General features: G+C 42.7%; 11 protein-coding genes. 2 read left to right on the top strand and 9 right to left on the bottom strand.

Features of this window, described 5'->3' with window-relative positions:
* Positions 1-134: 134 nt before the first annotated feature.
* On the top strand, positions 135-1,532 hold the full coding sequence (locus tag BACINT_RS13225; protein ID WP_007663907.1) for a hypothetical protein: 1,398 nt from the start codon (positions 135-137) through the stop codon (positions 1,530-1,532).
* Between the two features lie 35 nt (positions 1,533-1,567).
* Positions 1,568-3,157 (top strand): OmpP1/FadL family transporter, encoded by a 1,590-nt coding sequence (locus BACINT_RS13220; protein ID WP_044155246.1) that lies wholly within the window; start codon positions 1,568-1,570, stop codon positions 3,155-3,157.
* A 131-nt stretch (positions 3,158-3,288) separates the two neighbouring features.
* Here BACINT_RS13220 and BACINT_RS13215 read toward each other — a convergent pair whose 3' ends face one another.
* The 9 genes from BACINT_RS13215 to BACINT_RS13175 all read right to left on the bottom strand — a co-directional run bounded on the left by BACINT_RS13215 (position 3,289) and on the right by BACINT_RS13175 (position 13,146).
* A complete protein-coding gene (locus tag BACINT_RS13215; protein ID WP_021967750.1) occupies positions 3,289-3,756 on the bottom strand; it encodes a nucleoside deaminase in 468 nt (155 codons plus the stop codon).
* A 198-nt stretch (positions 3,757-3,954) separates the two neighbouring features.
* Positions 3,955-4,830, bottom strand: coding sequence for a hypothetical protein (locus BACINT_RS13210; RefSeq protein WP_007663904.1), 876 nt, complete (start codon positions 4,828-4,830; stop codon positions 3,955-3,957).
* A gap of 34 nt (positions 4,831-4,864) precedes the next feature.
* The gene (locus BACINT_RS13205; protein WP_044155243.1) at positions 4,865-5,308 is read right to left on the bottom strand and encodes a DUF6108 family protein; all 444 of its coding nucleotides are present in this window, start codon (positions 5,306-5,308) and stop codon (positions 4,865-4,867) included.
* A gap of 21 nt (positions 5,309-5,329) precedes the next feature.
* A complete protein-coding gene (locus BACINT_RS13200) occupies positions 5,330-5,746 on the bottom strand; it encodes a hypothetical protein (protein WP_007663902.1) in 417 nt (138 codons plus the stop codon).
* The gene (locus BACINT_RS13195; protein WP_007663901.1) at positions 5,743-6,264 is read right to left on the bottom strand and encodes an RNA polymerase sigma factor; all 522 of its coding nucleotides are present in this window, start codon (positions 6,262-6,264) and stop codon (positions 5,743-5,745) included. The genes BACINT_RS13200 and BACINT_RS13195 overlap by 4 nt, the downstream gene beginning before the upstream one ends.
* A gap of 149 nt (positions 6,265-6,413) precedes the next feature.
* On the bottom strand, positions 6,414-8,054 hold the full coding sequence (locus BACINT_RS13190; protein WP_007663900.1) for a glycosyl hydrolase: 1,641 nt from the start codon (positions 8,052-8,054) through the stop codon (positions 6,414-6,416).
* Positions 8,055-8,065: 11 nt separating this feature from the next.
* On the bottom strand, positions 8,066-10,282 hold the full coding sequence (locus tag BACINT_RS13185; protein ID WP_007663899.1) for an endo-1,4-beta-xylanase: 2,217 nt from the start codon (positions 10,280-10,282) through the stop codon (positions 8,066-8,068).
* A gap of 35 nt (positions 10,283-10,317) precedes the next feature.
* The gene (locus BACINT_RS13180) at positions 10,318-11,352 is read right to left on the bottom strand and encodes a DUF5627 domain-containing protein (protein ID WP_044155037.1); all 1,035 of its coding nucleotides are present in this window, start codon (positions 11,350-11,352) and stop codon (positions 10,318-10,320) included.
* Between the two features lie 33 nt (positions 11,353-11,385).
* Positions 11,386-13,146, bottom strand: a complete 1,761-nt coding sequence (locus tag BACINT_RS13175) for a RagB/SusD family nutrient uptake outer membrane protein (RefSeq protein WP_007663897.1) — start codon at positions 13,144-13,146, stop codon at positions 11,386-11,388.
* Positions 13,147-13,165: the final 19 nt, after the last annotated feature.

The following is a 13,165-nucleotide window of genomic DNA, read 5'->3' as shown; positions in this document are numbered from 1 at the left end:
ATCTTCTTTAAAGATAGGGTATTTAGGGAAATCCCTATAATCATTTGGGGAAATTCTCCTGCAGACGGTAATTCCCATCGCTATCTTTGTGACGTGATAAAATAGATAAATGTAAACCAATAAACCACACCCATATGAAAAAGATTGTTTTTTTATCGCTTTTTGCCTTGTGCCTCCCTTGGATGGTTTCGGCGCAGAGCATAGATGACGACCTTTACTACACTCCTTCTAAGAGTAAGAAGGAAAAGAAACAGGAGAAGAAAAGAACATCTGCTCCGGCTGAAGAGATTGTAGTAAAGTCGAATGCACCGACTACGGTTTATACGTCGCCGGGGAATACTACGGTTGTAGTTCAGGATCGTAAAGGAAATACACGTGATGTAGATGAGTATAATCGCCGCTATGATTCACGTGAGAATGACTTCGTAATGGAGGACGATACCTTATATATCAAAGAAAAAGCTGTGCCCGATCCGGAAGGGGAATGGGTAAACGGCTTCGATGGTTCGGAAGATGATTATGAATATGCTATGCGTATCGTACGTTTCCGTAATCCTCGTTATGCAATAAGTATCAGTAGTCCATACTATTGGGATGTCGTTTACGGTCTGGATACATGGAACTGGAACGTATATACTGATGGAATGTATGCTTATGCTTTCCCTACTTTCTCTAACCGTTTGTGGTGGGATTGGCGTTATAACTCCTATGGATGGGGAGGCTATCCTTATTATGGTTGGGGAGGTTACTCACCTTATTATAGTTACGGCGGCTGGTCCTATGGTTGGGGCGGCTTCTACGGTGGCTGGAGTTGGGGATGGGGACACCATCACCATCATTACTATCCTGGAGGCGGTTGGTATCCCGGCGGTGGACACTGGGGAGGTGGCCATTGGAATAGCGGTAGCGTATATACAAACAGACGTCATGATGGAACACGTTATTCCAACGGAAATCGTGTTTCTACTGCACAAGGAACTACACGCCGGAGTTCTGTAACGAATGGTGGACAAACCGTACGTCGTTCTTCGGATGCTACTTCCGTAAGACGCAGTACCGGTACTTCAGGCAGTACAACTCGCAGGGTGGTAGGTACCCGTTCAGGAAGTGAACGTCCGGGAATGAATACCCGAAGAGATGCTGCTTCTTCACGGAGATCGACTTATACTCGTCCCAGCAGTACGCGCAATAATTCATATAATAGTAGTAATGTGGAAAGTGTTCGTAATAGTGGAGGAACTTCTACCCGTTCTTCTTCTGTAGGAACTACACGTCGTAGTAGCACTTCTACACCGACTTATAATAGAGGTAGTTCGACTAATCCTACCAGAAGCTACTCTAATGATTATAGCAGACGTTCTAATAACAATAGTAGTACTACTCGTTCTTATAACAGTAGTCGTTCTTCTTCAAACAGTAGTTACTCTTCCGGTAGTAGCTCACGTTCGAGCAGCTATTCATCCGGTAGTAGTGGAGGAGGTTCTTCCAGTCGCTCAAGTGGTGGTGGCGGTGGTTCCACTAGAAGAAGATAACCGTATGGAGTGTTTACCATAAAAGAGAAATGAGTATGAAAAAGAAATCAACGATAATGGCTTTGGCTGTGCTCGTAGCGACAAGTGTGAGCGCACAGACTGTATATGATGCAGCAAATATAATAAGTAAAGATTTGAACGGAACCGCCCGCTTTGTGGGTATGGGTGGTGCAATGGGAGCTTTGGGTGGTGATATTTCTACTATTGGAACAAATCCTGCCGGTATTGGTATCTATCGCAGTAATGATGCAATGGTTTCATTTGGCTTTTCCAGTATGGGAGTCGAGAGTAAGCTAGGAAGTAATACATTTAATAGTGATAAAAACCGTTGGAATTTTGACAATGCAGGTTTTGTATTCTCTACGAAGCTCGGGAATGTAACGACCTTGCGTTATGTCAACTTTGGATTTAACTATCATAAAGCAAAATCATTCAATCGGACAATGACGATGGGAGGGCAATATAGTTTGTCGCAGACAGACTTGATGGCAAGCCAGGCGAATCAGATGTATGGTGCGGGAATGGATCTTCACCAGTTGACAGAAAACAATATTCTTCCGTATGATCAAGATAGAGTTGGCTGGTTAGGTGCTTTAGGATGGGATGCCCGTTTATTTGAAACAGATGACGATCCTAATAATCCTTATTATAGCTTAGGTATTAGCCCTTATGCTACTTATAAGTCTGTAGAAAGAGGTGGAGTGGATCAATATGATTTTAATATTGCTTTTAACTTTAATGATCGCTTTTATTTTGGTGTTACCATCGGAGCATACGATGTAAATTATCGTAAGTCTTATTTCTATGGCGAAGATATGAAAGAAGGTAATGACTATAGTATAAGCAGTGAAAATCGTATCAATGGTGCAGGTTGGGATGCTAAGTTCGGTTTTATTCTTCGTCCTATGGAAGACTCTCCTTTGCGCCTTGGATTAGCCATCCATACGCCAACCTTTTATAAACTGACTTATACTACCAGAGCAGCTATACAATCGAATATTTGGTATGTGAATAATGAAACAGGTGAAGAGTTTCAGGAACATCTCTCATATGATACTTATTATGAATTGAATGATAAAGATATGAAGAGCGAGTTTGAATTGCGTACTCCGTGGACATATAATTTAAGTATAGGTTATACAGTGGGAAGTAATTTGGCTTTAGGCGCTGAATATGAGTATCAGGATTATTCAAAAATGGCTTTCTATTACCCGGAAGGTGATAAAATGGAGTATGAGAGTGAAGAAGCAAAAATTAATAATAAAGGAGTGAGTACTTTCCGTATTGGTGCTGAGTATAAGGTAATCCCGGAATTTGCTCTTCGTTTGGGCTACAACTATAGCTCTGCTGCATTTAAGAATGATGCGGTTAAGACACTTCCTTATAATTCATTGAATGTAGATACTGACTTTGCAAATACGAAATCACTGAGTAATTATACGTTAGGTATTGGTTATAGAGGTTCTTCATTCTATGCTGATCTGGCTTATAAGTATTCTACTCAGAAAGCTGATTTTTATCCGTTTGCTTTGCCCGGTAATAATGGTAATTATGATGTACCGGCAGTAACGAAAGTAACAAACTCTCGTAGTCAGGTGCTATTTACTTTAGGTATGCGTTTCTAAACGAACAACAATATAAAGCAAATAACCTTTCATTGCAAATACCTTGTGTATTAAACCCAAGTCCCCGGAAACGATTGCAGCGCTCCGGGGACTTCTTTTTTTAATGCTTGAAAATAGTGCTTGGCAAGGAATTAATAGGCTATTTTATCTTCCTTATCAGCCCATGCTTCAAAAGCTTTGATGGCTTCGTTGTGTAGCAGTACTTCTGAGGGGAGTTTGCGATCGGCAGGTTTTAGAGCGATCTCATCATAAATGAAAGAGTCATCAAAACCTATATTTTTGGCATCAGTCTTATTGTTTCCGTAATACATTCTCTCCAGTCGTGCCCAGTAAATAGCGCCGAGACACATGGGACAGGGTTCGCAGGAAGTATAAATTTCGCATCCGCTGAGGTTGAAAGTACCCAACTTTGTGGCTGCTGCACGAATAGCACTGACTTCAGCATGTGCCGTAGGGTCACATGAGGCTGTTACGCGGTTCGTTCCGGTAGCTATAATTTCTCCATCTTTGGCAATCACAGCACCAAAAGGGCCGCCACCATTAGCGACATTCTCCGTAGAGAGTTCGATCGCTTTTCTCATTAATTCTTCTTTGGTCATAATGAAATGATTATTTTTAGTGTTACTGACAAAGATAACAATGTTTTTTATATTCTCCAAGATTGTGAACCTGATTACAGGAGACAACTAAAATCATCTCTTGAAATGAAAAAGAACGTCCCCTGAAATGAATTTTTTCATCTCAGGGGACGGATTATTTTATCTCGTGGGACAGATTTTCTTATCTTACGGGACGATTTACCAGTACCAACCTATACCTATAGAAGCCGGATAGAGTTCAGGGCCTTTGTTCTTTTCAAACAAGGAAGTTAGTGCAAAACGGGCATTGAATCCCAGGCAACCGTAACCGGCTTGCAACAACAGGTTCATTCCAAGTGGATGGGTGTTCAGTTTATCGCTCAATGTGTGTTTCTTATTATCATATTTGGCTCTGGATTTAACCCCCATGCGCCATTCCACTTCCGGACCGACTGCGATGAAAGCACGGCTACTGCCAAATTTGGTTTGCCATTCCAAACTGACAGGTAGGCGGAAAGCCCAATAGCGCAGCCAACTCTTTTGATAATCTACATCGTTGGCTTGTCGGCAAACAGTGATGCCATCGATTTTTTCGAAACCATAGTTATCATCTAATTTGTAGACGATGCGTGCAAGTCCGAGAGTCGTAGTTAATCCCCAATGATTGTCTCGTGTAATAGCTACGCCGGTATTGAACATATTAATTCCCCATTCCCAAGACTTAGAGCCAAGTTGCGGTACTTTGGCAGAATATTGAAACTTGCTGCTCGCCAGTTTGTTGAAACCGAAGTAAATGGCAGGGTAATGCGGATCAAAGCGATAGTAGCCTTTCTTTTTCTTTACGAAAGGTACGGAAACTGTGGTGGTTCGCTCAATGCTGCGCCCGTCCAGATACACACCTTCAAATACCTGAGTATTTTCTATGGTGTCATTTTCAGCTTTCGATTCATACATTTTTACTTTGATTTTACCGTCACGTTCTTTAATAACCACCTTCCGTCCGTTGAGGTAGAGGGTTGTGTCTTGCGGGATGCTTTCTTGTGCCACGACTGTCATTGAAGTCATGATCAGAAATAAAAAGAGTATTCGTTTCATAAGTTTTATTATTTGTGATTTATAATTTTCAATCTTAGTCTTTGCTGAATATCAGTGTAACAAGGTCATCGCTGTCTATTTCTCCTTCGATATAGATAAGCGTAGCTTCGCCTTTCTTCCCGAGTCGGAACAATATGAATCGATTGGTTTGGTCTTTTACCGGAGGCAGCTGATAGTATCCCGATTGAATGCGTCCATCTGTGACTACCTCTTTGATCTTTTTGGCATATTCCCGATCGGCTTCCAGACAACGGTAAATGTCAGGTAATGCTTTTTCGGCTTTCGACAGCTTTAGGCTTTGGTAATGGGTTATGTCCCATGTTTTGGATAACATCTTCGATAATTCCACATAAGTGGCCCCTTTCTCATTACCGTATTTCTGAAATACGGAAGCTATTTGTAGCCCCTTTTGGGCGTACATACCGGTGCTGAGTAGAAACAGCAGGCAGCATAGCAGGGTACGAATGAGCTTTTTCATAATCATATCTATTGATTTTTATTATTCAAACATCAGGTCAAGTACTTCATCTTCCGTAGTCCGCATATCACGGAAAGCGGCAAGAGCTTGTTCACGTACGAGGTTCTCGTCGGTGTATTGTTTACCGTCGATGATGACATAGTTATCCGGAGTGGCATGAAGATAACGTTGTGTACCTGCAATACCGATAAGTAATAATAGTCCGGCAGCTATTCCCCCGGTCATATAAATGAAGCGTCGACGGAAAGAGAGTTTTTTAGCAGGGATGCTTTCTTTCTGGAATGCTTTTGCTTCTTGATCCAGACAGGCAAACAGGGGACGGTATACTTGTAGGGATTCTGGTATATTCTCTTGTGTGAAGAAACGGCGCAATTCGCGTTCTTCGTCACATGAGGTCTGTCCCTCGAAATAGCGATCTATTAATTCTTCTATCTTCATGCTTGTTTCCTCCTTATTTTTTCTTGTATGGTTTGCATGTAAATTTCCCTCACTTTCTTTCGTGCTCTCGACAGGTTACTTCGGATAGCCTCCGGATTACAACCTGTGATGTCGGCAATTTCTTCTGTTTCGTACTCTTCGATATCCTTCATCCGCATGATGGTGCGCTGCAAGTCGGGCAGTGAATTGATAATCTCATGCATCAGGCGAATTTCGTCTTTTATTTCAAGCAACCGTTCCGGTGTTCCGCTGGGGGTGGCATCTTGCACATATTCCAATGGTACGTTGGTTGTATGTTTAGTACGCCACATATCCATACAGAGATTATGTGTCATGGTCATGGCGAATGCTTCAATACTTCGGTACTGTTCCAGTTCAAGCCTTTTATTCCATAGCTTGAGCAGGACTTCCTGTACGGCATCTTCTGCATCGTCCGGACTTTCGGTCAACTTCCGCGCATAATTCAATAGTTTATTGCGGAGGGGTAGAACGGATATTTTAAATTGTTTGAGTTCCATTTACATAACTAAGACGAACGTGTAAAGCGAACGTGACATCAAAAATAAAAAAAAGTGTTGCGCAAAGCAATTTTTTATTTTGCTTTGGCAACACTTGCCATTTTGGGAGAATATGAATTACTTGAGTGACTCCATATCACTTCATGCAATTACAAAGTCAACCGGATAGAGGTTATGCTGTTACCAGACAACAGAACATATACACCTTCACCGGATTCCGGTATCTCAGTACTGATAACTTCCATATTTTTATTTTCATTTGTTTCAACGGCACTTGCACGCTTCGTTCCTGCCAATGGTATTTCTACACACTGGGTGGCTTCGGTGAAATTCAGCAATACAACCGTTACTTCATTTCCTGCCTCATTGATGTAGGCTGTGGCACATATCCCTGTATTATTCGTGACAGCTTTAATGCGGGTAGTACCTGTGGCATACTGTGCGTAATGGGCCATGATGTAACCATTCTTAGCTATTTCACCTTCATCCACCGGGCTGCGTTTGTCGTTATCGCCCATTAATCCATAAAAGCGCTTTAAATACCAGTATATGTATGCACTGCAATAGCCTTCCATGCACATGTGGATTTCTTTGCCAAGATGGTTGAGACAGTATTGCCACTTTTGGAATTCCCATGCTGACGGATCATCTGATTTTTCTCCGTCATTAAAGAGGTGTTCCGTCATCCACCACGTCTTTCCTTGGATGCGGGGATAGAGACCGCAGATGTAATCGTGACGATTTTTGACGTATCCATTATCCAAGTCTGTAAAACCTTGATAAAGGTGTCCGGCAATAATATCGGTCTGTGCAAATGCTCCGGCATCGTTGATTATCGGATCCGTGTATTCGGGCTGCGTACCGCATGCTTCGGGAGACATCAGTCTGACTCCGGTTTCACGGATTTTGGCGCCGTATTGCTTCACAAAATCCACTACTTCTTGGGGAGTCCAGTAAGTAAAGTCCATGTCCGGTTCATTCTGAACAGATATGGCATAAAGGTCTACTCCATTCTGCTTCATGAAATTGATATAACGGATAAGATGGTCGGCGTATGCCTCATAGTTCTCTTTTTTGAGATGTTTTACTTCTTTGCCGTTCACCTTAATTTGCTCGGAGAGAGCATCTGTACAGTCCCACGGACATGCAAAAACTATTGCTCCATTGGCCTGTGCCGCTTTAGCCGCTTCGACATCAGCATTCCAATCAGATTCGTTGGGATAAACCATCAGGCGAAGGATAGAATAGCCCAATCCGCCTTCACCATACATTTGGTTTAATTGCCGGGCAGAAATGAGGTTTCCGCCACACCAAATTTTAGGATTATACATTCCACCGAATCCTGCTATCGGCTGATATTTCACTGTAGGGTCAATATTGAGTGTAACAGACTTGAACGCCGGTTCCTGTTCTATCAGTAAATCAGCAGTCTGTTTGTTGGCTTTGTCAGTAATGTGGATAGTTTGTGTACGCTGTTTCATCGAAGTGTTAGCATTACAAATCACTTTAATTTTTGTATACTGTTTTTCTCCATCATTACTTCCACCCGACATCGGAGTTATACTTTTTACAATATCTCCCTGTTCGAAGGTTATCTCCCAGGAAGTTTTTGCCCATTCTACAACTATCTCCGTCTGATTTTCACCGGCACTCACTGTAATTGACTTTTTTAGGAAGAGCGCATATGCGCCCTTCCCGTTATCATCAGTCTCCGCATTATTATTATCAGAGCATGCCCAACATGACATTCCCATCAGAAAAATGCATAAAGTTCTAATAAGTTGTTTCATTATACTTCGGGTTATTTCAATCCTTCAACTATTCCTTCATACATTCCATTTCGATTGTATTTCGAAGTCCAGGGGCAAATCTTGTCACCGGTATTGGTTTCGGTAATACTTGAAATGGATATACCATATTGTTTGTCTGACGCAATAGTTTTCCGATATTCTTTCATGATGAAAGCCATATAGTTGGCGGCGGCACTCCGTTCATCATCAGTCAGTTTACCGGTCTGGATGAATTTACCCTCTGCATCTTCCACCATCATGCTGAGGTCGGATACACGTATCAGTTTATCGGTCTGTGCCAGCTTGCCGAACAATTCGGAAATCATCTCTTCATTGGCTTTCTGGGAAGTGGCATCTTTGGAATAAACCGCATGAAGAAGGATGTTGTATCCGTCAATACGGGTTACATCATCTGCTTCCCAGGATTTTACCAATGCAATCAATTCATCGGCTTTCTGTCCCATCTCATCAGATTGATTGAATGTATTGCTGACGAAGAGGTTGAGATCAACTTTCGCTGTGTCACGAGCTTGTTTTACGGCTGTGCGTGCATATTCTACTTCGCCCAAGTATTCACCCCAGTTGAAGGTGTTGGCATCTATGGTCTTGTCAAGTGGTTCACCTACAATATTCCATACTTTTACAGATTCACCACCGGCATTTACTATACCACCGATCCATTTATTCATCTCTTCCGTAAAGATGTCTTTTTTCTCTTCGGGAGTTTTTTCGATGATGGTATCATCGGCTTTCCAATGGAGGTTGATATTATCGATGTAAGCATGCCACTCGCCCGAGCCTGAACCTACGGCCAGCTCTATTTCGGTCAGATCCTTCATGGAATTGGGAATAGCGATCTTTCCACCTCCCGCAGTTTCACCTTCTTTCAGGAATGTGATATAAATTTTGCCTCGTCCCCATTTGTTAGCTTCACAACCGAAGTTGAACGGTCCTTGGCCACAGTTGAACTCTTGTCCATTAATTACCACTCTCATGCCGGAACCCCAGCCGCCTTTACCATCAATTAAAAACATATCGAGAGATAGTCCGGTATAATCACCCAAGGTTCTGCTCTCTTGCAATTTAATTTTGAACTTAGGATAAGTATAAGATGCCAGATTTCCTGCAGATCCTACATGTAACACTTTCCCACTTTGACCTTGAGGGTCATTCTCTACAACTGAAGAGTTGCCATTGGTCATCGGATATTCTTTGCCCAGTTCATCTTTTTCGAAGTCGATTTTAGTAACACCGGTGGCAGAGACTTCATAATTCATCACAATATTGTCAAGAAAATATTGTGCGCCTCCCGAAGCCGAACCGACAGCCAACTCAAACTCTGTAAGACTCTTCAAGCTTTCCGGCAATATGAAGCCTGGAGCTGTAGCACTATTCAAGCTGATGACTGCTCCGCGATTCCAGGAGTTGGAATTACAACCGATTCCTTGGGCATTTGTGCCTACGTTAAATTCTTGTCCGTTAATAAAGACTCTCATACCTGCACCCCATAACCCGTCTTGATTCACAATACGCATATCAATGGTCAGATTGACGTAGTCGCCCAGTTTTCGGCCTTCCGGTAACTTGACGTTGAACTTAGGATGTGAATAGGCGGCCTTGTTATCGTCGGTACCTACATGGAGGGCTTTACCGCTCTTTCCATCCGGATCATTTTCTACTACAGCCTGACTTCCTCCGGTCATACCGTAAACTGTACCGATTTCATCATTCTCGAAGTCGCAAATCACAGTTTTACCTTTTTCGGGTACGAAGGGGATAATAATAGGCTGTATCAGTTCATTATAGTAAGCGGTGCGTTGTCCTTGGTTGGAACAGAGCGTACCACCATAAAGTGTTATGTCCGTTCCTTTGATGGCATCGGACAAAAGTTGCATTCCACCAAAATCGTAGGAATTGTCTTCTTTCAATGAACTGATGGGTGTGAAAGAACCACCGACATCTATACCGTCAAAGTTGCTCAGAATGGTACTGTAAGCAATGTCTTTCTTTAAAAAGTCTGTTGAAGACATGTTTGCCGTAAGCTTAAACGGTGAACCGGCATCGCGGGTAATATACGATTTCAGCAAATCAAAGCTGGCCAAGTATTCACTATTGGCCACTTCTTCAGGTTTTTCTACCTGAAGGTTACAATTGTATTCATCGGTGCATGCCATAACCGTTATACATATCATGGCAATACCGATTATCTTATGATTAAAGTATTTCATGTTCTTTGGTTTTTAACGTTTATACCAGATAATACTTATCTTATTTCTATTTCGAATGATTTACCGCCTTGTACGGCACGGCTACTCAACACCAATGTATCCTTGGTGGCATACTGCATGTTCTTGGTCTTGAAGTCGACTGTATAGTCCAGGTAGATAGCGTCACGATCTTTGCCGCCAAGGCTATTCTTTTCACCCTTTTTTACGAATTTGCCGGTACCTGAGATAGTGAAGTCATCAGAGGTACTACCTATTGTGCAACTGCCGTCTTCTGCAAAAGTCATGCTGAGGTTGTAATTGAAAAGATTGCCCTGTGCATCTTTTGTTGATAATGATAAGATGTTATCTTTCAAACTTTCGGTTGTGATCTTTACTTTTTCATCTTTCTCTACATATTGCTGATGGCGCACTAATTGTGATGAGACTCCATTTATGATAGCTTGATCCACTCCACGACGCAGGTATTCGCCATGCCAAGGATTGACATACTTCACCGCATACAATATGAAGTTTTTGGGCTGTATGCTCCAGTCACCGCTATTCGTCAATATGGGATTTTGCACAGCGGCTTTACCCTGAAGAATGGAGTCCGCGCCTTGCACACCCGTCATCTTCAACGGAATCACATAGTAATTGCCAAGAGACCTCTTGTCAGCGAAAAATGCATCGTTGAATTGCACTTCCACACCGCCCATAACTTCACCCTTGGGAATATTGATCCGGTTGGCAGCCAATGTATAATAAGAAGATGGCATAGGAGTAACAGGAATGTCACTACCTTTGAAGTACAGGTTCTCGCAAAGTGACTCATCTACTTGGGTATCAATAATCACATTTTTACGATTAGTGTAGCCGCCACCCCAGGCAGCCTTGATGGATACTTTGTGCTGATTATCCAAAGAATTGTCAAGGAACTCATCCTCACCTAATTCAATGGTACGTAAGCCATATTGGCTGGCAAAATATACAGTTTGATAATCGAAGTCGGGAAATTCATTGTCTGAACTTTCACATGCTGTGAAAGACAAGAGTAATGAAGCCAGTCCGATATATGCTAATTTCTTTTTCATATCATTTTTATTAATAGTGTTCACAATTATTGCTTATTTCCATCCTCTATTCTGGATAAGGTTGCTGTACTTCAGTATCTCAGAGTTGGGGATAGGGCAACAGTACATATAGTCTTCATACGAACGTTCTTCTACGGTTATCTTCTGATAGCTGTTACCGCTCCAGTTGATGCCATATACCGATTCGTTCAGGTTTGCTTTCCATCGACGGAGATCCCAGAAACGAAATCCTTCGAAGCAAAGTTCCAATCGACGTTCATTGCGGATCAGTTCACGCATTTGTTCTTTGCTGGCAGCACATGCTTCCAGATAGGCATCATCGGCACCGCCTACTCCGGCACGTTTCCGGATGGCTTTGATTATATCGTAAGCGGAGAAGCCTTTTCCATTGGCATTTTTCGGTCCCCAAGCTTCATTGGCAGCCTCAGCATAAATCAGGTACATTTCTGTATAGCGGATGCGGGGAGTATAATGCGGCTGTTTGGAAATGGATGCCGGATTACAGTTCACATCCATGCGCAAGCGTTTTCTCATGTAATAACCTGTTCGAGTCGAACGGTTTTCAGTTACGTTAACACCATCCTGATTTCCTTCATTGATGTTGATTGTTATACTCTTCTCACTGATTGTACTTCCATTGTAAAAGATGTATTTGCCTAAACGGGGGTCGCGTCCCGCATAAGGATTGTTGGCATCGTATCCGCTGGCTGTTACGTCACTGATAGGGTATCCATTGCTCATAGGAAATGCATCCACCAGATTCTGTGACGGATTCATATAACCATTTCCATATAAACTTGGTGGGAAATTTTGTGATTCCTGGTCGTTATCACCACTACCTTTGTTACCTCTCCATAAGATTTCATTCGGATTGGCACCGTCCTGAATGGTATTTACAATGGTAGGAGAGTAATATTCCACTCCATCGGAGGCTAATCCTGATATGCCTCCTTTATAGTCTATCACAGCAGCGGCGGCATTGGCTGCATCTGCCCATGTGGCGGCATTGGCAGCATCCTCGAAAAGAGGACTGGCGGCCAGTATGGCTGTGCGTGCGCGGAAAGCGCGGGCTATGATTCCATTATACAACTGACGTGCTTTTGCACCCATAACAGTGTTGTATTTTCCGACATCTGTTGTGAGATTTTGGAAGTCTGTAGGAACGCTTCCCGAAACATCTTCATATTCATAAGGAAGCCTTCTTTCTGCTTCGGAAAGGTCATTGTAGATTTGTTCTACACAAGCCTGAAATGAAGCGCGAGGCTGGTTGAAGTTCGATTCTACAGTTTGAGGTTCCGTAAATATGGGTACACCAAGCAGTTCGCCGTTTGCACCGAAACCGGCATGGGCGCGAAGCAGGTAGAAATAGAACATGCCACGGAGTCCGTAGGCTTCGCCGATGAGGCGTTGTGCGAATAGTTTGTTTAATTCTTCATCATCCGACCATTTTACGCCTTCCACATTCGCCAGAAAGAGGTTGATGTACTGAATGGCACCATAAGAGTTGGTCCATTGATTCTGCGGATTATACGAACTTGAGGTCCAGGCACCGGTAGCCATTTGCAGATACACGTTACTTGGCTGATTGGTTACGGCGTCATCCGTGCCATATTCGCTGTTGTCGTAATAGCCCGGAATTAAACTGTATACATTGTGCAGTATTCCCCGTGCGTATTCGGCGTCATTATGCATGTTTTCCACGCCTTGAAAGTTTTCGATGGCCGGTGAAAATAAGTCATCACAACCAGTGAGCATCAGGGCACCTATTATAAAAGGTATAATTTTCTTTTTCATAATCTTCTTCTTTATTAAT

Source organism: Bacteroides intestinalis DSM 17393 (assembly GCF_000172175.1).
GTDB classification, from domain to species: domain Bacteria; phylum Bacteroidota; class Bacteroidia; order Bacteroidales; family Bacteroidaceae; genus Bacteroides; species Bacteroides intestinalis.
This window is presented reverse-complemented; position numbering and strand designations above follow the sequence as displayed.

Bases quoted from the DNA above. Each gene is read 5' to 3' on its own strand.
- BACINT_RS13220 (WP_044155246.1), top strand. From the start codon at position 1,568: ATGAAAAAGAAATCAACGATAATGGCTTTGGCTGTGCTCGTAGCGACA.
- BACINT_RS13185 (WP_007663899.1), bottom strand. From the start codon at position 10,282: ATGAAATACTTTAATCATAAGATAATCGGTATTGCCATGATATGTATA.
- BACINT_RS13180 (WP_044155037.1), bottom strand. From the start codon at position 11,352: ATGAAAAAGAAATTAGCATATATCGGACTGGCTTCATTACTCTTGTCT.
- BACINT_RS13205 (WP_044155243.1), bottom strand. From the start codon at position 5,308: ATGAAAAAGCTCATTCGTACCCTGCTATGCTGCCTGCTGTTTCTACTC.
- BACINT_RS13190 (WP_007663900.1), bottom strand. From the start codon at position 8,054: ATGAAACAACTTATTAGAACTTTATGCATTTTTCTGATGGGAATGTCA.
- BACINT_RS13175 (WP_007663897.1), bottom strand. From the start codon at position 13,146: ATGAAAAAGAAAATTATACCTTTTATAATAGGTGCCCTGATGCTCACT.
- BACINT_RS13210 (WP_007663904.1), bottom strand. From the start codon at position 4,830: ATGAAACGAATACTCTTTTTATTTCTGATCATGACTTCAATGACAGTC.
- BACINT_RS13225 (WP_007663907.1), top strand. From the start codon at position 135: ATGAAAAAGATTGTTTTTTTATCGCTTTTTGCCTTGTGCCTCCCTTGG.
- BACINT_RS13215 (WP_021967750.1), bottom strand. From the start codon at position 3,756: ATGACCAAAGAAGAATTAATGAGAAAAGCGATCGAACTCTCTACGGAG.
- BACINT_RS13200 (WP_007663902.1), bottom strand. From the start codon at position 5,746: ATGAAGATAGAAGAATTAATAGATCGCTATTTCGAGGGACAGACCTCA.
- BACINT_RS13195 (WP_007663901.1), bottom strand. From the start codon at position 6,264: ATGGAACTCAAACAATTTAAAATATCCGTTCTACCCCTCCGCAATAAA.